Source organism: Sphingomonas sp. LR55 (assembly GCF_036856015.1).
In the GTDB taxonomy this organism is placed as follows: Bacteria; Pseudomonadota; Alphaproteobacteria; order Sphingomonadales; family Sphingomonadaceae; genus Sphingomonas.
Genome location: NZ_JASPFO010000002.1, coordinates 70,615 through 93,517 on the forward strand (window position 1 = coordinate 70,615; position 22,903 = coordinate 93,517).

General features: G+C 58.5%; 23 protein-coding genes and 3 pseudogenes. 14 read left to right on the top strand and 12 right to left on the bottom strand.

From position 1 onward, the window contains the following. Window positions 1–56: 56 nt before the first annotated feature. Window positions 57–1,493: an IS1182 family transposase gene (locus QP181_RS19595; protein WP_333929751.1), complete on the bottom strand. Its 1,437-nt coding sequence runs from the start codon at window positions 1,491–1,493 to the stop codon at window positions 57–59. A 299-nt stretch (window positions 1,494–1,792) separates the two neighbouring features. Here QP181_RS19595 and QP181_RS19600 point away from each other — a divergent pair, with 299 nt between their 5' ends. Further along, window positions 1,793–2,113: a hypothetical protein gene (locus tag QP181_RS19600; RefSeq protein WP_055879890.1), complete on the top strand. Its 321-nt coding sequence runs from the start codon at window positions 1,793–1,795 to the stop codon at window positions 2,111–2,113. 369 nt (window positions 2,114–2,482) lie between these two features. After that, the gene (locus QP181_RS19605) at window positions 2,483–2,959 is read left to right on the top strand and encodes a hypothetical protein (protein WP_333929752.1); all 477 of its coding nucleotides are present in this window, start codon (window positions 2,483–2,485) and stop codon (window positions 2,957–2,959) included. 550 nt (window positions 2,960–3,509) lie between these two features. Here QP181_RS19605 and QP181_RS19610 read toward each other — a convergent pair. After that, complete coding sequence (locus tag QP181_RS19610) at window positions 3,510–4,184, bottom strand: hypothetical protein (RefSeq protein WP_333929753.1); 675 nt, start codon at window positions 4,182–4,184, stop codon at window positions 3,510–3,512. Between the two features lie 699 nt (window positions 4,185–4,883). On the opposite strand from QP181_RS19610, the gene QP181_RS19615 reads away from it, so the two are divergent. Then, on the top strand, window positions 4,884–5,243 hold the full coding sequence (locus QP181_RS19615; RefSeq protein ID WP_132833872.1) for a hypothetical protein: 360 nt from the start codon (window positions 4,884–4,886) through the stop codon (window positions 5,241–5,243). A 96-nt stretch (window positions 5,244–5,339) separates the two neighbouring features. Here QP181_RS19615 and QP181_RS19620 read toward each other — a convergent pair whose 3' ends face one another. After that, window positions 5,340–5,801, bottom strand: a complete 462-nt coding sequence (locus tag QP181_RS19620) for a GNAT family N-acetyltransferase (protein WP_132833871.1) — start codon at window positions 5,799–5,801, stop codon at window positions 5,340–5,342. 786 nt (window positions 5,802–6,587) lie between these two features. Between QP181_RS19620 and QP181_RS19625 the strand changes: the two genes are divergently transcribed. Beyond that, entirely contained in the window at window positions 6,588–7,058 is a 471-nt protein-coding gene (locus QP181_RS19625) for a hypothetical protein (RefSeq protein ID WP_333929754.1), read from the top strand. Between the two features lie 528 nt (window positions 7,059–7,586). On the opposite strand, the gene QP181_RS19630 is transcribed toward QP181_RS19625, so the two are convergent. Further along, window positions 7,587–8,030 carry a hypothetical protein gene (locus QP181_RS19630; protein ID WP_333929755.1) on the bottom strand — a complete coding sequence of 148 codons (444 nt, stop codon included), beginning with the start codon at window positions 8,028–8,030 and terminating at the stop codon, window positions 7,587–7,589. Between QP181_RS19630 and QP181_RS20190 the strand changes: the two genes are divergently transcribed. Then, on the top strand, window positions 8,029–8,460 hold the full coding sequence (locus QP181_RS20190) for a hypothetical protein (protein ID WP_443027609.1): 432 nt from the start codon (window positions 8,029–8,031) through the stop codon (window positions 8,458–8,460). The genes QP181_RS19630 and QP181_RS20190 overlap by 2 nt on opposite strands. Here QP181_RS20190 and QP181_RS19640 read toward each other — a convergent pair. Further along, window positions 8,450–8,638, bottom strand: a complete 189-nt coding sequence (locus QP181_RS19640) for a hypothetical protein (protein ID WP_333929757.1) — start codon at window positions 8,636–8,638, stop codon at window positions 8,450–8,452. The genes QP181_RS20190 and QP181_RS19640 overlap by 11 nt on opposite strands. A gap of 446 nt (window positions 8,639–9,084) precedes the next feature. On the opposite strand from QP181_RS19640, the gene QP181_RS19645 reads away from it, so the two are divergent. The 4 genes and pseudogenes from QP181_RS19645 (at window position 9,085) to QP181_RS19660 (ending at window position 10,513) form a co-directional block, all read left to right on the top strand. Beyond that, window positions 9,085–9,267, top strand: coding sequence for a hypothetical protein (locus QP181_RS19645; RefSeq protein ID WP_333929758.1), 183 nt, complete (start codon window positions 9,085–9,087; stop codon window positions 9,265–9,267). A 122-nt stretch (window positions 9,268–9,389) separates the two neighbouring features. Continuing rightward, the gene (locus QP181_RS19650; protein ID WP_333929759.1) at window positions 9,390–9,560 is read left to right on the top strand and encodes a hypothetical protein; all 171 of its coding nucleotides are present in this window, start codon (window positions 9,390–9,392) and stop codon (window positions 9,558–9,560) included. A 344-nt stretch (window positions 9,561–9,904) separates the two neighbouring features. After that, window positions 9,905–10,149: pseudogene (locus QP181_RS19655) on the top strand (AbrB/MazE/SpoVT family DNA-binding domain-containing protein). Then, window positions 10,146–10,513 (top strand): annotated as a pseudogene (locus QP181_RS19660) (PIN domain-containing protein). Before QP181_RS19655 ends, QP181_RS19660 begins: the two co-directional pseudogenes overlap by 4 nt. Before the next feature lie 152 nt (window positions 10,514–10,665). On the opposite strand, the gene QP181_RS19665 reads toward QP181_RS19660, so the two are convergent. The 7 genes and pseudogenes from QP181_RS19665 to QP181_RS19695 form a co-directional block, all read right to left on the bottom strand. Beyond that, window positions 10,666–11,316 (bottom strand): glutathione S-transferase N-terminal domain-containing protein, encoded by a 651-nt coding sequence (locus tag QP181_RS19665; RefSeq protein WP_333929760.1) that lies wholly within the window; start codon window positions 11,314–11,316, stop codon window positions 10,666–10,668. Continuing rightward, window positions 11,316–12,059: an SDR family NAD(P)-dependent oxidoreductase gene (locus tag QP181_RS19670; RefSeq protein ID WP_333929761.1), complete on the bottom strand. Its 744-nt coding sequence runs from the start codon at window positions 12,057–12,059 to the stop codon at window positions 11,316–11,318. The genes QP181_RS19665 and QP181_RS19670 overlap by 1 nt, the downstream gene beginning before the upstream one ends. A gap of 17 nt (window positions 12,060–12,076) precedes the next feature. After that, window positions 12,077–13,396 (bottom strand): TonB-dependent receptor, encoded by a 1,320-nt coding sequence (locus QP181_RS19675; RefSeq protein ID WP_333929762.1) that lies wholly within the window; start codon window positions 13,394–13,396, stop codon window positions 12,077–12,079. 2 nt (window positions 13,397–13,398) lie between these two features. After that, window positions 13,399–14,397 (bottom strand): TonB-dependent receptor plug domain-containing protein, encoded by a 999-nt coding sequence (locus QP181_RS19680; protein WP_333929763.1) that lies wholly within the window; start codon window positions 14,395–14,397, stop codon window positions 13,399–13,401. Between the two features lie 85 nt (window positions 14,398–14,482). After that, complete coding sequence (locus QP181_RS19685; protein ID WP_333929764.1) at window positions 14,483–14,833, bottom strand: metal-sulfur cluster assembly factor; 351 nt, start codon at window positions 14,831–14,833, stop codon at window positions 14,483–14,485. Next, the gene (locus QP181_RS19690) at window positions 14,826–15,983 is read right to left on the bottom strand and encodes an amidohydrolase family protein (RefSeq protein ID WP_333929765.1); all 1,158 of its coding nucleotides are present in this window, start codon (window positions 15,981–15,983) and stop codon (window positions 14,826–14,828) included. Before QP181_RS19690 ends, QP181_RS19685 begins: the two co-directional genes overlap by 8 nt. A gap of 480 nt (window positions 15,984–16,463) precedes the next feature. Beyond that, a pseudogene (locus tag QP181_RS19695) lies at window positions 16,464–17,623 on the bottom strand (acetyl-CoA C-acetyltransferase). A 188-nt stretch (window positions 17,624–17,811) separates the two neighbouring features. Here QP181_RS19695 and QP181_RS19700 point away from each other — a divergent pair. Genes QP181_RS19700 through QP181_RS19720 form a run of 5 tightly spaced genes read left to right on the top strand, consistent with a single transcriptional unit; the run spans window position 17,812 to window position 22,898 of the window. After that, the gene (locus QP181_RS19700) at window positions 17,812–20,325 is read left to right on the top strand and encodes a TonB-dependent receptor (RefSeq protein WP_333929766.1); all 2,514 of its coding nucleotides are present in this window, start codon (window positions 17,812–17,814) and stop codon (window positions 20,323–20,325) included. Then, a complete protein-coding gene (locus QP181_RS19705) occupies window positions 20,325–20,774 on the top strand; it encodes a MaoC family dehydratase (RefSeq protein ID WP_056476100.1) in 450 nt (149 codons plus the stop codon). The genes QP181_RS19700 and QP181_RS19705 overlap by 1 nt, the downstream gene beginning before the upstream one ends. Continuing rightward, window positions 20,771–21,292 carry a MaoC family dehydratase gene (locus QP181_RS19710; RefSeq protein WP_333929767.1) on the top strand — a complete coding sequence of 174 codons (522 nt, stop codon included), beginning with the start codon at window positions 20,771–20,773 and terminating at the stop codon, window positions 21,290–21,292. The genes QP181_RS19705 and QP181_RS19710 overlap by 4 nt, the downstream gene beginning before the upstream one ends. A gap of 5 nt (window positions 21,293–21,297) precedes the next feature. Continuing rightward, window positions 21,298–21,708 (top strand): Zn-ribbon domain-containing OB-fold protein, encoded by a 411-nt coding sequence (locus tag QP181_RS19715; protein WP_333929795.1) that lies wholly within the window; start codon window positions 21,298–21,300, stop codon window positions 21,706–21,708. After that, window positions 21,705–22,898 (top strand): lipid-transfer protein, encoded by a 1,194-nt coding sequence (locus tag QP181_RS19720; protein ID WP_333929768.1) that lies wholly within the window; start codon window positions 21,705–21,707, stop codon window positions 22,896–22,898. The genes QP181_RS19715 and QP181_RS19720 overlap by 4 nt, the downstream gene beginning before the upstream one ends. Window positions 22,899–22,903: the final 5 nt, after the last annotated feature.

Here is a 22,903-nt window from a genome sequence, read left to right on the forward strand (position 1 = left end):
CTTGGCTGCTGATAGCCGGCTTATAAGGGTGGTTCTGGCAGCCGGACGCGTGCCTTTCAGGCCTGCATGGCCTGGAGCATGGCGGGGATCCCAAGGATCGTGATGGCTCGCCTCAGATTGTAGGCGAGCGCGGTCAGGCTTAACTCGGCATTCACGCTGCCGAGCCCCCGCATCAGGAACGCGCCCTGGTTCATCCACTGTTTGATCGAGCCGAAGGGGTGCTCGACCGTTTCGCGGCGCCGGTCGAGAATGTCGGGGCGGGTGGCAAGCCGCTCGGCCATGCGGTCGAGCACCGCCTCGCCTTCCCAGCGGTTGATGGTCCGCGCCGTACCGGACGTGCATTGTGGCTTGAGTGGGCAGGCCCGGCAGGCTTGCCGGTTGCCGTAGCGGATGGTGCAATGACCGTCCTTCTCGGAGCGGCTAAACGGATCGAGGCGCTTCCTGGCAGGGCAGGTGTAGCAGTCCTGCGCCGCATCGTAGGCGAAAGCGTCCTTGCCGAAATAGCCCTGGTCGATGGCAGGACCACGCTCTGGGCGGGCGACGTAGGGGATCACACCGACCGTCTCGCAGGCAGCGATGTCCTCCCCCTTGTAATAGCCCTTGTCGGCTACCGCGGCGATCCGCTCGACGCCCAGTAACTCGCGTGCGGCGCCAGCAGTCTGCGCGAGCAGGCCAAGGTCGCTACCGGCGTTGGTGACGTGCTGTTCCACGATCAGCTTGTGCCGGGCGTCGACGGCGACCTGCGCGTTGTAGCCGACGCCGACCTTGGGGTGCATCGCCATGCCGCGAGCATCAGGATCGGTCAGCGACTTCTGGCTCTCACCGCTGGCGACCAACTCGGCCAGCATCGCCGAATGCCGGAGCCGGCGCTCGCGCATCCGCGCGATCTTCGCCGTCAGCACAGCGGCGCGTGCGGAAGCTCCTTCCGCTTCAGTTTCGGCCTGGTCGGCGCGGTCGAGCCGGGTCAGATACTCCTCGATCCGCTCATCGGCGATTGTGATCCACCCAGCCAGCTTCTGGCGAGTGAAGTTGCGCCGACGGCTGTTCACAGCCTTGAGCCGTGTGCCGTCCACCGCCACCAACTCCCGCCCGAACAGGTCTAGCCTGCGGCACAGCAACACGAACGACCGGAACAATGGCTTGAACGCGGCCACGTTGACGCGCCGGAAATCCGCGATCGTGCGGAAGTCCGGTTGCAGGCCGCCCAGCAGCCACATCACTTCCAAGTTGCGTCCTGCCTCTGCCGCCAGGCACCGGCTCGACCGGACCCGGTTCAGATAGCCGTAGAGGTACAGCTTCAGCAGATCAGCAGGATCATAGCCGGGCCGGCCTGTCGCCTTGGGTCGCGCCCGGCCAAAACCAAGCTCACCCAGATCCAGCTCGTCGACGAACGCCGCGATGAACCGCGCCGGGTTGTCCGCCGATACGTAGTCATCGACCGACGCCGGCAGCAACTGCATCTGATCGCGTGGAAGACCTTCGATGTACCCCATGCCGGATCATATCGATCCGGCCGCCACGCTGGAATCCCTCATGACGTTTTCGGACGGTCTGACCTGTTTGTCGCACAACTATGATTACGACCGGGTTTTCCGCACATCCGGCCGCTGAACGGCGATAATGGGAGAGGGGAGCGGAACGGCAGCTTTCGGGAAGGCAGGTGGCATTAGCCGACATTGCGGGGCTCAGCTTTTCCCGAAAAGGATCGAGTTTGAGGAATTAACCGCTGCCTCGTATTGTGGTGTGTGGAACAAGAATATCGGATCAGGCTGTGCAGTCTTACCCTATCGGCATGATCTTACCGGTGCCCGGCTCGGGGCGTCTGGTTCTATTCGAAGCGTATCCGACGAGGGATGTCATTCACCGCGAAATCTGGGGGCGAGAGGTGTTCTTGTTCGACGCCGGCAACCGGCCCGTTTGGCAGATCGCACCGGAACCAGGCGCGACGGACGACATGCACCGGAAGTTCGATGCGACCCGCCCCGCGACCGACACCTTCTCCGCCATCAGCAATATCGAAGGACGATTTTATGCAAGCCGGATCGGCGGTGACACCTTTGTGATCGATATGACGACGGGCGCTGCCTCTTATAGTGGCTGGGCACGGACATAGCCCTTCGTAGCGATCAGATCGCGGGATTGTCGATCTTCGCGCGAGCGTTCCCACAACCAATCGAATTCGGGAATGTCTGGGTTGGGCAGGAAAGCGGAATGGCCGCTTTAGAGGCCACACCTCAAGAAACCAACCAATCAACGGGTATTCGGGATGCATCAATATTTTGCATCACAGGGGCGCTCGGCTTCCGGCTGTTTATGCGCTGATGCGAAATCCGTGAATTATGCATCACGCCAACCCAAGCGCCATTTGTAGAAACAGTCGTCGTCACCGATACTGTATGAGGCGTAAAAACACGGAGGGTTTATGGGCTTCTCGATATCATGGGTGGCGCTTCGACTACCGAAGGATCGCGCGCTCGAGATAATGGGTTTCAAAGATACTGGCGTGGCGGACGAGGCCAACGAAGCGCCATTTTCTGCCGCCTCACTACCAACTGGGTGGACAATCATTTGGTCTAATGATTTCGAATATGCGATCAGTCCGAGTACCATTGGTCGCTCCTCTGATACCGAAATCGTTGGATTCCAGGTCGAAGAGCATGTGATGTTCAGTTCGTGTTTTGCGGCACAAAACGGCACCGTCACATGGAATGTCAGTCATGATGCCCAGGAAGGAACATGCGATGTTTCCTCAACCGGCCCGGTCCCGCACCAATTACGACAAATAGAAATCTCCAAGATAGATGCGCAAAACGCAAGCGGTGGCGTAGATAGCGACGTTGACCACTTACTTGACGTTCCGATTGATCTAGCAGCGTCTTTTACTGGATATCGCTATGACGAATTCAGCTATGATTGGGGTAGCCCAGTGTTCTCCATAATTGAGCAATATCATAGTTGATCGCTCGGTTTGGCAGACGCTTATAGTTACCGAAAAACGTGGTGGCCTGATGCAAAACTTTTAATTTTTGCATCAAGGAATGTCCGGGATGGGAAGGAAAGCGGACCGTCCGGTTTCAGGCACGGCTAGTGATATAGCGGGCATCGCTTTCACAGCCCCGCAGGCGCCAAATAGCGGCATGACGCCGACTCCATGTTGCCCGCGAATGGCTGACGATTTAAACCGGGTTTGTGCCATTCACGCGGATCGGTTGGAGTGACCCGATGTGTTCGTCGCGGACATGAACGGGGGCTACGATCCGATCGTCCACGATGGCGGTAGCAGCGCTATCGGGATCGTGTTCTGCCGTAGTGCGGCTCTCGCCTGCCCCGAATGGGGTATTGATGGGAAGAAAGCAGATTGTCGCTCTTTATGATCATCAGGCCAAGCGTCCTTGCGCTCGGACGCCACCACAAACATCAATAAGGGCAGCGTAAAGAGGAATAGAAGGTCGGCATAGTTATATTGATTGAAACACTGACTGTCGCGCAGCTTGCAAAGTCAGGTGCGCTTAACTAACGGCATCTTTCATGTTAATTAGCCCGCTCATGAAGCATAGGGGGTAAATGACTTTTTCTTCGAGACGCATACGTTCGCCTGCACGAGCCAAGATAGTGTGTGTCGCGACAGCGAATTCTACCCATTGCGTTTCTAGCCTATCGCAATCCCAGGTATAAAGATAACTGTCCCAATCAGTCTCTATTTCACCAAGCAGCGTCCTGAGCCTCTCTTCTAAAGAGAAACCGGCGTCGATCCCTCTGGTCATTAGAGGGCCGTAGATGCAGCATCGTTCCAAAGCCCGGTGCGCATCGATAAGCTTTCCAAATTCGGTAAGCTGTCGCTGAGCCTCAATGACATTCTGTGGCCCACGCACCAGCTGAATTAGCGACTTACGGCGGATGTCGAGATCTATATGATCGCTCATCAATCGCTCTAAACTAGCAGGTGAGCGAAGCGATACGACATTATCGCCAGAACGAGTTTGCAATGCAACAGCTGTTGGAAAGTCGCTTATTAAGGAATCCATACTCGACAAAATACCAGGCTCTATCCGATAGGTTATCAATTCATTAAGTGCTTCATCCAGCTTAATGCTTACCAAATCAAGTTCGTTATCATCTGCTAATACAAGAGCCTGCTCAATTAATTGAGTTAGTTTATCGGTGTCATGAACCATATCAACCATCCGGCAAGCTCAAAATGATGGAAAATCATAGGTCTTTAGGCCCCTACAAGATAGTTTGACTGCCTTGATACGGATCAATTTCCGAGACTGCGCCGCCTTAGACAGGCGATGGTACTTGTCCGCCATGTCTGCATGGCTTTTGCGAATTGCTGGGTCTGACGTATTCGACGCCAACGCTCGTGTGGCTGCAGCTCGTTGGGCAAAGTAAACGCGGTCTTGATCGTTGAACATATCACCCTCCCCTCTAACGCGGTAAATTCGACTAATCCGGATAGCATTGTCAATAACATAAGTTATGTCGCGTTCAATGCATTTATTATTGGGATATTAAGATTCAATAATTGATCAACAGCATTAATTGGTGGTTATTAGTCCGTACAACAATGAGTCTATAAAGACTATATGCTTCTGAGGAAGCTATAATAAGCATCTTGTTATGTATACTATTCGATAATAATCACCCGGCTTGCCTGCTGCAAGCGGAGCACCTGCTGCTGGGCACCAATGGGGCTCGCGGACTAACGAATGGCTGCTTTTGGCCTCGCGGATCTTCAACCTGAGCGTCTGACTTTGGGCGACAGCGGAACGGCCGGAATGGGCAGAAAGCGGACCGTCCGCTATTGGGAAGGCAAACGGCGTTATCGGACGTCCCTGACGCAGCCGCCCTCTCCCCAAAAGGCTGGTTGAGCGGGAATATGCGTGCTTGTAGAAGTGAGTGTGCTGAGCCTGAAGGGCGGAAATGTGCCGAACAATGCGCTTCATATAACCCTTAGGACGCATCACGTTCTTCGTGCCGTCTTTCCACCGAACTTGTGGGAGCGGGTGGAAACGACGCTAGTAATCGATTGCGGACCGGAGCAAGTCCATTCTCGAGATATCGATGGCGAAGCAATGGAGCGCATTTGGCTCGCGATTTTGAAACTATCGGATGGGAGCATCACTGCGTTCGAGAACGCGGTGCTTCTCGCCCAAATTGACTGGCGCGATGTCCTTTTGGGCGCCGGGTTCGGGAGCGATCTGGAGGCGCATAAAAAATGGGCAGCCGTAATAGCGGCCTAATATTTTGCCAGTTCAACGATTGAGGCTTCTGCTTGCGCGGCTTTCCCAAAAAAGATCGGAAAATGGGAACGGTCCACGGCAAGCGGCAGGATCGATTTAGACTAGGTCGCAAACCTTTTGCACGATTCCATCGGGCGTTCGGTAGGTGCGAAAACCCATCGCTTCATAATAGTTCAAACCCGATGGATTGTCCGCGCTGATGTAAGCGTCGATCTTTTCTAGACTTGCCTGGCGAGCGGCTTTCGTCGTCGCTGAAAACAAGAGCTTCCCGACACCCTGCCGATGCACCCTTGGACTGATATGGGTTCCAATGATGCCCCATCCTTCGGGCGTGTCATACGGGTTGCCAGCGGTAGCTCTCTTCAGAGACTGAAAACCGACAATGCGCCCCAATTTATCAACGGCGACGGTACAGCGTATGCTTGTCGGATCGGCAATATAGCGGCCGATTACAAATTCAGCGTCGCTCGGCCGCTGGCGGCCGGTATGTTCGATGATCTCCCGAAGCACCTGCCCCATTCCCTCGGCATCCTCCGTCGAAGCTGCTCGCGTTTCCATTCAAAGTCGCCTCACGCGAAATTTTCCGATCCGGCTCGGACGATGCAGCGGCTCTCGCCCGACTGCAAGCGAGCGGTCCAGACCTTCTCAAAAACGAACCGTCAGCGGGAAGGCTCGGGCGTTCTCGGAATCGATGCTGTTACGGGAATGGCCGAGAACGGTAGGCAGCGGAATGGTCGAGCTCGGAAACGAGGCAGTTACTGTTCCGCTAGAGATCTCCAGTCGTCGACATTTATGCACTCGGCGGTCTGCTACGATCGAATTCGATTTCGAAGGCTCCGTCAGCCCTTAAGATATAAGCGCAATGATGCCAGTCTACCTGACCCTCTTCGAGCATGTCACGTCTGAGCGCAGATAGAGCATCATTGACGGATCGGTTCACGGATCTCTCGCCTTCCACTCCTTCAACAAGCTTGCCGTCATGCACGACATCATAGCGCCTCTGGATCCAGTCGTCATGGACTTCCGCCACGACCCTTATTTCGGACACCGAACCAACTAGCATCGGCGCGATTGCGATTCCGATGTTTTCCAGCTGACGGCTACTTTCCATTCTGCATTACCTCCGCCAATGATTGTCGAAACGACGTTCGCAATGTTCCCATATAAAGAGGAGCGACCGCAACTAGATGGTTCTTGCGATCTCACGCGTCCAATTGCGAACGGCGGGCGAAAAGGCATCGGCGTTCTCGGAATCGATCACGATATGGGACTGCGCTGCTCGAACCGATCGGATTTCGCAATTGTCGTGGCTTAGCAAAGCATGGCGTGATTAGGAGTGTGCAAGTGAGTAGCGAGGAATGGACGGCTGGCTGGTCAGTCATCGATAACGCAAAGTACCAGTCCCTGGGAGATGATGAGCGGAACAGGTTGCTCATATTCATGGCTTCGCATTCACTATTAACCCTAGCCGATTACGAATTACCGAAGCGAGTAGCAAATGACAGCGTCTCGGCATGCGTTCGCTACATGGAAGATCGATCGGTCGATGCCAGATCAATATCGATCTATCTAAATCATACCGATTCAAATCTCGACTTGAGTGCACAATATAGTTTTGTTGGCGCTGACATAGCTGCTTACGACGCACTCGATATCGTCTGCTTTGCTACAGGCGCGGTGGCAAGAACGGCCTACTTACGTCAAAGGCTGAGCAGCCCCCCTGAACCAGTGATTCTAGCTACACCTAATGTCACAGTTGAAGCATTGGAGATATTTAGGAGGCTGCTCCGGATGGGAATCGTGAGCGCGGATTAAACGTGCCAGTTCGGCTTTTCGCAACGTGATATATGAATCTTCGCGCGGCCGGCTGTTCCCAAAAACGAACGTGGGACGGGGAAACGGCACTGCCGACCGGCTGACGGCCACAGGCGGGTTTCGCTTTCCCAAAATCTGTTCCCGAAATGAAATTCTCGAAATTGCGAATTTCGATGGGAAAACGGGAAAGCTTAGAGTGACGGAAAACACATGACTGTCGACAGGCGGCAGTCAGGCGACCGGGGCTGCCCCAACCTGTGCGCCGGCAGATGCGACAAACCCTGTCGCTTTGTCTGATTGTGCGGAAACCAAAATCTAGAGGTTCTCCGTCATCCATCAAAAAGGGCGAGACGTCACACTGATCGTCAATTTGGGTATACCCTGAGTGAGCATGTGATTTGAACACAAATCCCGTTCAAACAGGGTCGGTAACAGCGAAATTGAACACCTCATTCTGAAGTTCTAAACCCTGCTTGCACACATAGGCGTCTTGCTTATCGGCGCGGATCGCGAGGTCGGCCTATGCCTTCAGAGGGCGATCGTGGGATTTGTAGTTGATGGAATGAGCGTCGGCACGCATTGCATGTTTGACGCTCGGTTCGCGGCTGCCACCAGATCAACGTCACCTACATCGCGGCAATCGATCCACCATTTGGCATCAGTGATCCGAAGGCATGCGTTACAGTCGGCGTCGCTGTTTGAGTTGGTTAGCGCTGCGAGCCGCTTGTTCCTGATCGTTGACGCCCAGCTGATTTGCCGATCGGTCCCAGCCAGCGGCGGAAGAACAAGGTGTGAGACAGCGGCGCTGCTTGACGCTGCCGCAGCGACCTCCTCAGCCTTCTTCTCCGCAGCGAAGCAATCACGACAGATAGTCGTCTTCAGCCACTTGGCCTTACGTTCCTGCTGGCTTTCAAAGCCGGTGAGATGATGAGCCTGCTCATGACCGCAGGCATGAATGATCCGCTGTTCCATGGCATGGATGATGCCCGCTCGTGGTTTGTGCGCAACGCCAATGAGTCAGGTTGAATCAGAATTGCGGCCAGTGGCTGGCGATTTAACGGGACAAATGTCCAGCCAACTAAGCTGGCGCAACGCCGTCAGCGTTCACCAGATCCGCGCCAACCAATGTGCCAATGAGCCGGACGCGCTTCTCTACCAGATCTACGGGGGTTCGATGCAATTCCAGCTCGTACCGGCCACCGACATCGCGGCGAAGATAGAAGGCTCCGCCATCGCGCACCAAGGTGCCTATCTCATTGATCCTGGTACCAGTCGCTACCATCGCTATGTCGTCGCTCCGTTGATGATCATGCAAAATTGCGGGGGATCCTTAAGGCACCCGATGCTCCTTGGTAGTCGCCTGATCCTTCTAATTCGTTCCCGACCGGTCTCTAAAGACTGATATCCCGCCGCGCCATTTCAACGAATCCCATATCCCCGATTGCTGAGCGGGGCTCGGCTTTAAAGATGTCGGCCAAATCGAGCAGATCCTCGTTGGAAAGGTTCGCGATCGAGGCTTCGATCTCGGCAAGCCGCCGCACGGCGTGATCGCCGACCCGCTTCATTCTTGTCTTGAGCATGTCGCCTTTTATCATAAACGCCGCGCGGGCGGCAGGGGCAATTACGCCCGTTGGCTGAGGTCGTTCGGCAAAAATGCACCCTATCTGCAGGCGAAAGAAGCTTCTTCAATGGAGAACCGCATCGCGTTCGGAGAGATGTCGAAGCGGCAGGAACGGACAGCTGTAACGGTATACGGCGTAGTCGAGGTTCCTGCGGACTGTCCGCATCTATGGCAAAACTGGTGGAAAGCGGAACGGCCGCTATCGGGTGGCGATCGCGGTAAACGGACGTTCGTTCAGGCTGTGGGGCAGGGGGCTAACGGGCCTCTGCTGGTGTCTCCCGACGAAACGCCATGCTTGACTAACTACGGGTAGCCCGTACGTGTAGGCGCAAGGCGCAAGGCGCAAGGCGCAAGGCGCAAGGCGCAAGGCGCAAGGCGCATGCCGTACTCGAGGCCGGCAACAAATTGGTTGCGGCACGAGCATGCCAGATCGAAGTCGGCCGGGCCCGCCAGCGGTACACCGAACTGCTTCTCCTCAAATTCGAACTGGAGGAAGCGCGCGAGCTTGGTACGACCGTGATGCGCGTCGGCACATCGAACGGCTACTGCCTGGTTACGATCCGAGCTTTGGGGATGATCTGGGCCTGACGTCAATCACGCGTGGTGGCCTGGGTGAGATTTGTGGCGATCTCGCGCGAGGAACGCAGGAGCAATTGGCGGTGCTCACTCGGCTAGCTTTCGCTGACAAGCTACTCAGGCAAGGTGTGCCGGTGTCGCTGATCCTGGACGACCCGCTCGTCTATTCGGACGATACCCGCTTAAATCTGTTGACCGAGATGCTAACCGACGCTGCAACACGAATGCAGGTCATTCTGCTGACCTGCCGTGACTGCGCATTCCGTCATCATGGCAATCGGATCAACCTTTTTGAAGTGCGGTGAGAACGAAGCGTGGGGCGTGGTAACGAGAACGCTTAAGACTTAATAGCATTTGCCCACGCAGTCTCAGCCCTCGGGAAATTTCTCGCTTGCCGTCGGGAAGAGTCCATAGCGACCGACAGTCGCCTGTTTTGAGAAAAGCTGAACTGACTGACTGGGTTCCAATGCGGGATCCGAATCCACGTTCTCCACGATGATGATTTGCGACAGATCGGCTTCGTAATCCGGGATTAATTCGTTGAGTACGACATACCTATCTGAATGTGAAAACGCTTGGCTCCATTGCCACCTTTGGCATGAAAAGCTACCGATTAATAATAAGGCTACAGATGTGGGTAGGTGTCGCTATGACGCTACAGATCAACATAACTTCGAACGGGCGGATGAGCCTGCCAGCTGACGTTCGTAAGCGGCTGGACCTGACCGGTGGAGGTGCAATCTACTCGACGAGACAGCAGACGGGGTCGTTTTGCGAACGGCGAACTAAGCGGCGGCAAGAGCCCAGGTGCTAGTCAAGCAGTATATTGGTGGTAATCCGGAGGCATCGGTTGACGCATTCGTTAATCGTCGTCGCGAGGATAGCGGCGAATGACCATGGTGCTGGATGCGTCGGCGCTTATTGCCATGATCAAGGGCGAAAAGGGATCGGCTAAGGTCGCCGCAGGAATTGCGGGCGCCCGCGTGAGCAGCGTGAATTATGCCGAGGTGGTGACCCACTTCATTCATGCAGGTATGCCCGAGCGGGAGGTCGACGCCATGCTAGATCCGTTGCCATTGACCGTTGTGTCGGCGGACAAAGCCCTTGCCCAGATTGCCGGGAGGATGCACGCGATAACGGCCGAAGCAGGGCTCAGCCTTGCGCTTGCCAGCGCGACGGATTGGCGGCACGGACGAGCGACCAGAACTGGAAGAAGATCGCGGATGCCGTTGACGTCAAGGTCGTGACGATCCGGTAACACATCGTATCATTACACATTTTAAGAAATCACACGTGCCCGGACGCGTAGTACTTATGGCAAATTAATATTATCCCCAGGTATTTCAAGAATATTTGACTGAAAATAGACTCAAACTCTACCAAGGCGATCATGCAATTTCTGACTTGATATCAACTGTCATTGACATTGGGAGGGTGTCGACGAACGATTGTCTCCTTGATACGTTTTCTATCATCGACGTCAAACAAGGGTAAGTTCCTCGCCAGATAAGGGCATCGATTGGCAAACTTATACCGTCGGAAACGACAAACTCCCAGACCAGGAGGCTGGTTGCGACTGCGATATGACCGTGATGAATGTCGTGAGTCGCGCGCTGGTAGCAGCGCCGATAACCGTTCGAGCTCCACCAAGCCGCCGTAGATCTTTTGTGTCTGCCGAGCAATATAGGCGCTGCTTGGCGAATCACGGTACATCTCGAAGATGAGTCCCTGCGCAATCTCCATCAATCGCTCGCCCAACGTCCTCATATTTAGAGCGAAGATCCTTTCGGACTGCATGGCAGGCAGGAGCCTGGGGATGGGGTGAACAATCTCCAGCCAGTCAAGGATATGGCTCGAATCGCAGACATTGTACCCATCCGGCGTGATAAGGATCGGCAATTGACGCAAGGGACCATAGTCGCCCGTGCGGGTATGATCGGACCAAGGCTCGTCATCGATGACTTCGAATGGAATCCCCTTTTCGATCAAAGCGATGGCGACCTTGCGTCCGTAGGGGCTAGGACGCGCGTTGACGAGACGGTAGGGCTGCGGCGGTGTCATTACAGGAGCGTGTAGCCGCCATCGACGGCGGTAAGAGTGCCGGTGATGAACGAAGCTTCGTCGCTTGCGAGGAATAGAGCGAGGTTCGCGATTTCGGCCGGTGTGCCGATCCGGCCCATCAGCGTGGCATCGACAGCGCCTTTCAGATAGTCTGCTGGCATGCCGCGGGTCATGCCAGTATCGATTGCCCCGGGCAGGATGCCATTCACCCGAATATTCTGACTGGCATATTCGGCTGCCGTCTGACGCGTGAGGACCGATACGCCGCCTTTTGACGCCGAATAGGCCGGAAGTTGCGGAAAGGCCACCAGTGCCGCCATGGATGAGGTGTTGACGATGGATCCTCGGCCCGCCGTTTGCAACATCAGCGGAATGGCGTATTTCATACCAAGAAAGACACCTTTCAGATTGACGGCTAACACTCGATCCCAATCAGCTTCCGCGTAGTCGGCGGTCAGTGCGAGCGGTCCCTGTATTCCGGCGTTATTGCAGAGGATATCAAGCCGTCCGAATCGATCGATTGCGGTGTTCAACATCATTATAACATCGGCGCTGCGCGACACGTCGGCCATCACGCCGATACAGTTAGGTCCGATCCGCATGGCCAGGTCATTTTGCGCGCCCGTAACGTCCACCGCGACGACCTTAGCACCTTCGGCGCAGAATCGTTCTACCATTGCCAAGCCCATACCAGAACCTGCGCCGGTGACGACGGCGACCTTCCCCTGCAGGCGTTCCCCCATGGTGATTCTCCGTTTCGTTAAAAGTTAAAGCGTGCCTCGATAAGGAAGGTCCGGCGATCGCCGGGCACCGCAGTGTTTAGGGTGAAGATGTTCGCAAAACCTACACCACCGGTATAATACACTGTGTTGAAGATGTTCTTCGCCACTGCCGCCAATGACCACCCCTTTTGTACGTCACCTAAGCCAGCGCGTAGATTGACAAGTGCGTATCCGGGAATTCGTGCGCCGGGCGTCAAGCTTTTGGCAGTGGAGCTAAAATAGGTGAAGGTTTGAGCGTAGACGTCGCCGCGCAGATTTGCCGTCAGCCGGTCCGATACGGGCACCTTCACATTGGCATACGCCGCGCCAGCCCATTTTGGCGTATCGGGATAGGTATCGAAACGCGCCTGCGGATTATCGACGACGTTGACGATGTTGCTGGTGAAGCGGGCGTTCGTGTAGTTGGCGCTGCCGCCCAGAGTGAGCCATGGGACTGGGTCGATTGACCCGTCAACTTCGACTCCGCTGATTTTGGCCCGTGGAACATTAACGGTAATTGAGGCGAGATTTCCGAAGATCTGGGCATAAAATGCGCGTTGCACGTCGCGGACCCACATCTGGTAGGCAGCGACATTCAGCCTGACGGGAAGAGTGGCAACGCGGCCGCGATATTTTGCGCCAAGTTCGGCGTCCGTCGCGGTTTCCGGACGATAGGCGCCGCCGGAAGCGTTGCCGAAGCCGGTCGTCGGCGGTGCGAAATAGTTGAAACCGCCGCTGCGAAAACTGCGCCGCGACTTTGCGTAGAGCAGCAGGTCGGTCGTGACCTGATCCTCTACTCCAACTGTCCAACTGAACTTCTTGAATGTTGCGCGCTGGTTGAAATCGTAGGCAGCAAGCGGAGCCGTCACATAAGTGTCGTCAGCCGCGCGGACGAACCGCGTTTTCTCGATGCTGTAGCGCCCGCCAGCCGTCAGTTTCAGTCCGACCAGACCAAGATCGTAGGTTCCCTGTGCATAGCCGGCGTAGGTATCGTTAGTGAACTTTCCATTGTTAATCTGATTGATCGGCGGAGATACCGGCGCCAGATCGAATATGACACTGGTCGACCGTGTATTGTCCGTCTCGTGACTGAAATAGCCACCGGCCACATAGTCAAGGCGTCCACCGATGTTACCAAGGAGCTGAAGCTCGTCTGAGATCTGCTTAATCACGCCGGTGCGCCCATCCGGCCCGTTCGCGTCACCGCCGTAGGGCGTCCCGTCAAATTCACCGGCACCGCTGAATTTCGAACGGACATAGCCGAACACGTTCTTGATGGTCGCCGCCGAGCTGAGTTCCAGCGCGGTAACGTTCGACACGATCAGTTTCTTTTGGCGGTAGAAATTGGGGAGTCGACATCGACGAGGTAAGGCCCGCGTGCCTTCTGCTTGGCAGCAAAGGGGATCAACCCGTCAGGATCTGCCTTCGGATGGGCCGCCAGATAGGACGCCCAGGTGCCACCACCAAAGGCGCTATCAACTGCGGGCGAGAAAAGAAAGTTAAACGGCACAAAAGCAGGCGCACCTAGCGGCAGGACGTTGTAAACCACGCTGCTAAGACTGTTCCCGTTGCTGTGCCCGTAGTCGACGACCAGATCGTTGCTGAGCTGGCTGCTCGGCTTCAGAGTTAGGCTAACACGGACATTTTCACGGCGGATCTCGCCAAGTCGTTCGTCGCGGTAGAGATTGCGCTGGAAGCCGTCGCGGCGCTGAAACTGACCGGCCACCCGCAACAGCGCGACATCACTCACCAACGGTACATTAAGCGCACCTTCAAGCTGCCGTGCGCTGAAGTTGCCGACGCGTGCGACGAGATATCCGCCAAAGTCCACGGTGGGCTTTTGACTGGTATAGAGGACGGCGCCGCCCGTAGAGTTGCGCCCAAACAGTGTGCCCTGCGGGCCCTTGAGTACCTGAACGGAGGACAGATCGTACAGCGCGGTACCGCCAACCCCGCCGACCTGGACCTCATTGAAATAGGGTAGCACAGAGGGGCGCGAGCTGGAGAAAGGATCGACCGACTGGCCGCGCAACGAGAAGTTGAGCTGATTCTCGTTTTGCCCAGTTTTCACGGTCAGGCCAGGGACCGCCGATTGCAGATCGGTTTCGGTCGTGATCGCACGTTCGACTAAAGTGTCCGCCGACACGACACTTATGGCAACCGGCGTCCGTTCGAGCGTTTCGGATCGCCGCTGCGCCGTGACAATAATTTCCGCCCCCGTGTCGGTTGCGACTGTTGCCGGGCCGGGATCGGAAGGGGCGGCGCCGGGGGAGAAGTGTCCGGCGGGACCGATTGCACCTGCGCGTAGGCGTTCCCGCATACCATGAACGTTGCCAGCGCCACCATCGACGTCGTAGAGAATCGTCTGGACATCTTGTCCCCCTTTCGTTGACCATTCTGCTTGTTCAGGAAGCGATCGAGGCCTCCTGTGCGGCCAGATGGACCGTGCGCTTCGCCTTGGCCGCAGGGCTCAAAAAGCTCGGCGACCAATCAAGGCCGTTATCCGCTTTCAAAATCACCCGTTCGGCGCCGCAAAGGGCCTGGACGCGACGTGTCGCCTCCTGTTGGAAGAAGCCGATCATGTGACAGAAAGGCGAGGTGAGACGTAGATCGATGGTGACATCGCCGTTCGCCGCGATAATCACATCGCGGATTAACCCCATCTCATCCAGCCCGAGCGGCGTGCCTGCCGCCATGCTGCACGGATCCTTGATCTCGTTGAGTTCGGCGCGGATGCGGTTGCGCATATCAAGCATAGATTGTCTCGCTTCGCGTCGCATGCAGTGTCGAGAAGGGCTCGGCTAATTCCGCGCCATGGCGATCGAACTCGTCGCCGACAATGCCCTGCTTCAACACCTCGACATCAAGGCCGTGCAGGCGGCAGAAGTTGTGGGCGAAAATATTAGCCTTGTTTTCCCGCGTGATCTGTTTGATCGGCTTAAACAGGCCCGCACCTTGCAGCAAATCGTCCGGAAATTCGAACGCTGCGAAAGCTTCGAGCGCGGGCTGGTTATGGACCAGCGTCCCACCCGATCCCCAGAACATGCGATCGAGCATATCGGTGCCGCCGACACGGCAGAGACCAAGCAGCACTTCGGCAAAGGCACGTGGCCGGCGTTCGACCAGGATGTTCTGAATTTCCATGTTGACAGCGATGTTGCCGAAGCGGGCCAGCAGCCAGGCGGTTTCTTCCATGAAGGCGAGACCGCCATGCACGATCTCGAAATTGAGATCGGGAAAATCGTTCGCGGCATTCTCGATGTCGCTCGGATTATATGCATCGCCGACCGCGAACGGACCGATCGGTACCGCCTTATGGACCGCGACGGTCGTGAGGCCGAGTTTTTGCGCCTGTTCGTAAAGTGGGTAGATCAGCTTAGGATCGTCCATCCGCCAGCTGACCGGACCCTTACCGTCCCAGCTGGTGGGATAGAGCTTCAGCCCGAGCGGCTTGAGCATGTCGACCTGTTCGGCCATCGAACGCTCTGCATCCTTGCCCTTCAGCGGATCGACGCAGGCATAGGCGCCGATGAAGCGGGATGGATAGCGATCCAGCGCCTCGACCGCCTTGGGGACCGAGCAATAGCCGTCCTTGAACGATGCAATGGCCAGCGGATGCATCACCGCGACGTCGGTGTCGCTTTCGCGGAAGATGAAGTTGGCAACGTCGGGTACCTGCCAGTCGACCAGATACTGTTCCCGCGTGAAAGCATATTTTGAGTTCGGCGGATCGGCGGCCAAGTGCCAAGCCAATTCGACCATGGCGTGACCCAGCACCGGGTCTTCCCAGTTGGTCGGGAGATGATTATAGGCGTGAGTAACCGCATCGAGAACGAAGTAGTCGTCAATCATCTTACCGGTCCCTTCAAAAAAGCCGAGCCTATTGGCTTGGAAACCATATCTCATGGGGATATATCTGCTAAAACGCAGTGTGAGACTTTTCAGGTAAAGACTACTCCGCCACGTGTAGTACGGGCGCCAGTGTCAGCCGACGATGCGGCAAGATCACGCAAGCCAGTCATGGGTCATCCTCTCTGTCAGGCCACCGCCGGTTTCCGGTCTATTAGTAGCCTGAGCATCTGGATGAGCTTCAAAAAAATGCGAGTCAATACCCTCGTTGAAAAATAGTCCACAGGTCCGTTGATTACTTGAAACCCGCCTCGGATCAGCGCGAGGTGTCACCCTTCGCTTGCGGTGCGTCCGTCCGGCCCATTGCCGCGACAGGGCACCGCCCGGCGGTGCCGCCTGTCAGTTCAACTCTTTACAGGCCCGGAACATGGCCGTTACTCCAACGCGCCTTCGGCCCGCGGCCGGCCCGTCCTGATTGCCGAACGGCGCACCGTACACGCCACTTACGGCTGGTTGAATTGCCTGGCGCGGCTGGACTTACAGGATTTCGAACAGGGTCACGTTCGCGACCCCGCCGCCCTCACACATCGCTTGAAGCCCGTAGCGCCCCCGCGGGCCCGCAAAGCATGGATAAGGGTGGCCGTCAGCTTCGTCCCGCTTGCGCCCAAGGGATGACCGAGCGCGATCGCGCCGCCGTTTACGTTCAGACGGGCGGGATCAGCGCCGGTCGCCTTCAGCCAAGCCAGCGGGATTGCGGCGAACGCTTCGTTCACCTCGTAAAGATCGATATCGGCGAGCGTCAGCCCGGCGCGGGTTAAGGCCTTTGCGGTGGCGCGAATAGGCTCTTCGAGCATGATTACGGGGTCACCCGCGGTCACAGTGAGTGTGTGTACCCGAGCGATCGGGGTAAGGTCGAAGCGCTTCAAGGCGGTCTCGCTGACGATCAGGACGCCGCTGGCGCCGTCGGTCATCTGGCTCGCATTTGCCGCGGTGATCGTGCCGCCCTCGACCAGTGGCTTGACCGCACCGATCGCCTCGATCGACGTGTCGAAACGGACGCCCTCGTCCTGCGTCACCGGGCCTGCCGGCGTGCCGACGGGAACGATCTCGCCCGCGAATGCGCCGCGTTCGATCGCGGCCGCAGCGCGGCGATGACTGTCCAGCGCGAAGGCATCCATGTCGGCGCGCGTAAGTCCGTATTTGTCTGCGACCATTTGCGCGCCGGTGAACTGGCTGAATTCCGCGACATCGTAACGATTGCGGATCGCCTCGCTCCAAGGACCGGTGCCGAGCCCGGCCTCGGCGTGGAGACGGAAGTTCGATCCCATCGGGACTCGCGTCATGCTTTCGACGCCGGCCGCGATCACCACGTCCTGCGTGCCCGACATCACGGCCTGCGCGGCGAAATGCAGCGCCTGTTGCGACGATCCGCACTGTCGGTCGATCGTCACGGCGGGAACACTGTCAGGTAGCCGCGAGGCCAGCACGAGATTGCGCCCGAGCGCAAACGCCTGCTCGCCAGCCTGGCTGACACAGCCCACGATCACGTCTTCTATCGCCGCCGGATCGATCCCCGTTCTATCCACGAGCGCGTTGAGAATGATTGCACCTAAGTCGGCGGGGTGTACCCCGGCGAGACTACCTTTGCGACGTCCGCCCGGTGTGCGCAACGCATCGACGACAAAAGCATCTGCCATTAATTTCCATCCTAATACACGCGCCGCAAGGACTCTTGCGGTTGGAACGATCCCCTGCACGGCACTATCACCGGACCTGCGCAATCCGTCAACGCATGTATTGACAGCCGTCAAAGCCTGCGTCAGTTCTATCGTAGCGACCGCCCCAGCGAGGGTGGCGTGGCGAGGATGCAAACAGGAGGCTGACGATGCGCGGCACGATGAAGCGGGCTCCGATGAGCAGGGCGATGCTTGCGAGTGGGATCTCGGTATTGGCGCTGCTCGCGCTGCCTGCGACGGGACAGACGGCGCCGGATACGCCATCGGGGCCGGAAGCGGCGGCTGCGCAGACAGAAGCGCGGACCGAACCAGCTTCGACCGGCGATATCGTCGTTACGGCCAGACGCCGCAGCGAGACGCTGAACACCGTTCCCGTGGTCGTCTCGGTCATCGGCCAGGCGCAGATCGCCAACAACAACGCGACCGACCTCAGCAAGATCGGCGAACTGACGCCGACCGTCATCATCGGCGCGTACAAGTCGAACGGTGGTGGATCGATCGCGATCCGCGGGATCAGCTCGCCTGCCAACCAGGCCGGGTTCGAGCAAGCGGTGTCGGTCGCGATCGACGGCGTGCAGACCAGCGACGGCCGCATCGCACAGCTCGGCATCTTCGACGTCCAGCAGGTCGAAGTGTTGAAGGGGCCGCAGGCGTTGCTGTTCGGCAAGAACAACACGGCCGGCGTCATCTCGATCGCGACCGCCGATCCAACCGACCGGTTGGAGATCAGCGGGCGCACGACGTATGAATTCGTCGGCGACGAAAGCACGACGGACGTCGCGATCTCCGGGCCGCTTTCCGAGACGTTCGGCGCGCGTCTGGCAGTGCGCTATCGCAGTCTCGACGGTTGGCTGCGCAATACCGCACAGCCGATCGCGAACCCGTTCTACCGCGCGGCCACCGGCGCCCCGGCGGGGGCGGCACAATTACCCGGCACCACGGACACGCGGCCGGGCGACAAGGAAATTCTGGCGCGCCTGACGCTGAAAGGCGAGCCTTCGGACAATTTCACGTTCCGGGCCAAATCCTTCTTTGCGCGCAACAAGGATGCCGGCCCTGGCACCGCAACGCAGAATATCGGCCCCTGCACGGGCGCGACGCCGCGCATGTACGGTATCGCCGATCCGGCAGCCGACTGCGTGGTCGACAACCGGACGACGATCGGAAACTTGCCCGCCGCGATCTCCACGACGATGCGTGGAGGCAGTGCGGATGGTTCGCCCTACGGCAAACTCACCGTGCTGACGCAAGCGATCGATCTAGGCTGGAAGCTAGGAGCCGTGTCGATCGATACCACGACCGGGTACAACTACACGAAATACCGGTTCTTCTCCGGGCTGGACCAGACGAGCTATTCTCAGCTGGCGTTTTTTAACGAACAGCGTGCCGAGCAGTTCTCGCAGGAGCTTCGCCTCACCAGCGACCTGCAAGGCCCCTTTAATTTCATGGCCGGCGGATTTTACCAGACGTCGCGATTGCACGACAACAACGACACCAAGCTGAACGATGGCAACTACAACGCCGCCGCCAACCGCTATTCGACGTATGAGGATTTCAGCCTCCAGACCGGCAATACGCTATCCGGGTTCGCGCAGGTTCTGGTGAAGCCGGTCGAGACGATCGAGATCGCAGGCGGCGCGCGCTACACGCGGGAGCGCAAGCAGTTTAGCAAGCAGAACCTCTATGGCATCGGCACGTTCAACACGCTGAACACCGTCTACCCTGGATCGAGCCGGGTCGGCTATCTTGAGGGGAAGTTCGAGGACAGCAACGTCTCGCCCGAAGCGACTGTCACATGGCGGCCCGACAGCAGCAAGACGCTGTTCATTGCCTACAAGACCGGCTTCAAGTCGGGCGGTTTCGAGCTGACGAGCCCGCTCCAGACGGGGACACGGATCGGCGATACCGATTTCGACTCCGAAAAGGCGCGCGGGTTCGAAGCTGGCGCAAAGGGGCTGTTCCTCAACGGACGGCTGCGCGTCAACGTCGCGGCCTTCGCGTACAAGTTCACCGATCTGCAGGTGAACACCTACGACCCCGCCCGCGTCGCCTACACGATCAACAATGCCGGCGAAGTGCGTCAGCGCGGCGGCGAGGCGGAGGTGAATTACTCGCCGTTCCAGGCGCTCACTCTGCACGGTGCGATAGCCTATACGCGCAACCGGTTCCGCAACTTCGTCGGGCAATGCTATGGCTATGCCTTCCCGACGGGTACGGTACGCGCGACCGCCACGGCCCCGGCGAACTGTTCGTTCGTCAACGCGACCGCGCTGACCCTGCAGCAGGATTTCAACGGCCGCGCGCCCGCCCGGTCGCCCGATTGGGCCGGCAATGGCGGTGCGGAAGTCACGATTCCGCTCGGCGCCTACAAGCTGGCCGTGACGGGCGACGCATTCTACAGCGGCAGTTACTTCGCGGCCGAAACGATGGCGCCGTCGACGCTGCAGCGCTCGCTCTGGCGCTTCAACGCAAGCGCCCGCGTCGCCGAGATCGACGATCGCTGGTCGGTATCGGTGATCGGTCGCAACCTGACCAACAAATATTATCTGCTCTACGCAGCGGACCGCACCGGGGGCGCGAGCGTTCCGGGAGCGATCAGCGAACAGCGCGGTGTCATCGCGCGCGGACGTGAAGTCGCGTTGCAGCTTTCGGGGAAATTCTGATGGATGTGAAGGATCTGCTGGTCACGCGCGACACCCCGGTCGGGTACGAACTGCAACCGCTCAAGAAGAAGGCGGCGATCCAGCTAATGGGATCGCGGCTATGGGGACGGTTCAATCCGAACCACTGGGACCCGGTTTATGCCGGCGCAACCGGGCTGAAGGCACCGATCCAGACCGGTGAAATGTCGTCCGCCTATATCGCGGAGATGTGCGTCAACCACTTCGGCGCAGCGATGTTCACCGGTGCGCGCGTCGTGTGCAAATACATCGCCTCGACGCTCGCGAACGAGGTCATCACGACGCACGGCGTGGTCCGCGAAAAGATCGCCAAGGGCGATGGCTTCCGGTTCGTCGTCGATGTCTGGGCGGACAACGAGGAGGGTGAGAAGAAGACGGTCGGCTTCGTCGAAGTCGATGTCGATGTCGACGTGAAGGGAGATCGCGCATGAGCACCGACCAGTTGCGTCCGATGTCCCCGGTCCAGATCGCGCAGACGCGGGACTTTATCGACGGGCTCGAGGCTGGTGCAGCGACCTATTGGGACATGGTCGAGATCGGCGACGAACTGTCGCGTGAACTGACGATCAGCCCCGAACTCGTCATCCTATATGCGGACGGCGTGGAGGATTTCAATCCGTGGTACGAAGGCTGGCGGATGAACAGCTGGACGATACCCGGAGAATCTCCGTTCGGCGGTGCGATCGTGCCGCCGTTGCTGGTCTCGCATTTCGTGCTGTCGGTGCAGTTCGATCACACCAGGCCGTTTGCGATCGGATCGATCCACACCAATCACGATTCCGAGATCGTGGCGCCGATCCCGGTCGGCGCGACGGTACGGATCACGACGCGCGCCACCGAAAAATACGTGAAGCGGGAGCGGCGGTATGTACGGCATTCGGTGACGGTCGAGGACGTCGCGAACGGCACGCTCTATTTCCGCGAGACGCGGGATATCCTGTCGCTGTGAGCGCGATGGTCGCAGACGGGCTGTTCGAGCTTCACGGCGACGAACCGCGGTTGATCGGTACGCGGTGTGCTGCGTGTGGCACGGTGTATTTCCCGCAGGCGCCGAGTTGTCGAAACCCCGACTGCCGGGAAAAGACCGTCGAGCGCGCGGTCCTGCCGACCCGCGGCGTCCTCGTGAGCTACACCGTGCAGCGTTACCAGCCGCCGGCGCTGTTCCGGATCGACGATTGGCAGCCTTACGCGATCGGGCTGGTCGACCTCGGCGACGGGCTGGAGGTGATGGGCATGCTTTCGGGATTTGCGCTCGACGGGATCGCGATCGGAACGCGTGTGCGGCTGGTCGCCGAGTCGCTATATGCAGAGGCCGAGCGGGGCCCCGTGCTGACCTACAAGTTCGCGCGGGAGATCGACGCATGACCCAGTCCGTCTACGTGCTGGGTGCCGGCGCGCATCCGTGGGGCAAATGGCCGGACAAGCCGCAATTGCAGCTAGCGCTGGAGGCGATCGATCTCGCGCTGGCCGATGCGGGGCTAGGTTGGCCCGACGTGCAGGGTCTCGTCGCAGCGAGTTCGCGGTTCGAGGGCGGCATGGGGTGGGGGCTGCATGCCAACGAGATCGTCCAGGCGGTGGCCGAACAGGGCATCCCCTGCGTCAACGTCGGAGGCGCCTGCGCGGCCGGGGCGATCGCGTTCCACACCGCGCACGCGATGATCGCCAGCGGCGAGCATGAAGTCGTGTGCGTGATCGGTGCCGAGCGGATGCCGAAGGGTTTCATCCCGCGCCCGCCCGGCAGCCAGGACGATATCACGGACAGCGACTACCTGCGCTGGGTGGCAATGGGCGCGACCAATCCCGCGTATTGGGCGATCGAGGCACGGCGGCGGATGCATGAGCTCGGCACCAGTGAAGAGACTTTTGCGCGTGCCGCGGTGCTGATGCGGCGGAATGCTACGGGGAATTGCTTAGCCCGGTTCCGCAAAGAAACGACTGTCGACGAAGTTCTCGCATCTCCGATGGTCGCCGATCCGCTTCATCTGCTCCAGATATGCCCGGTCAGCGACGGTGCAGCGGCCATCATCCTTGGCAGCGAGGCGTGGATGAAGCGGACCGGACGCCTTGCCGTAAGGGTCGCGGGGTGCGCGATCGCAACGGGCAGTTTCGGCGATCCCGGCCGTCGCATTCCAACGATCGCCTCGAGCGTGCGTGCGGGCGTCACGCATACCAGCGAAGTCGGCAACGCGGTCGCGCGGGCCTGCGCGATGGCGGGGATCGGGCCCGAAGACGTCGACGTGCTCGAAATGGCCGACAACACCGCATGGCATATCCTCGCCTGGCCAGAGCAATTCGGATTCTACGAGGCGGGCAAGGGCGACTGGATGCTCGAGAACGGTGAACTCGACATCGGCGGGACATTGCCGATCAACCCGAGTGGCGGGTTCCTGTCGTTCGGCGAGGCGACCACCGCGCAGGCCGTGCTGCAGATCTGCGAACTGACATGGCAGTTGCGAGGCCAAGCCGAAGGGCATCAGGTTCCCGGTGCGCGCATCGGCATGTCCGCGGTACTGGGGCTCGGCGCGAACGGCGGCTCGGTCATCCTGAAGGCGTGAGGACA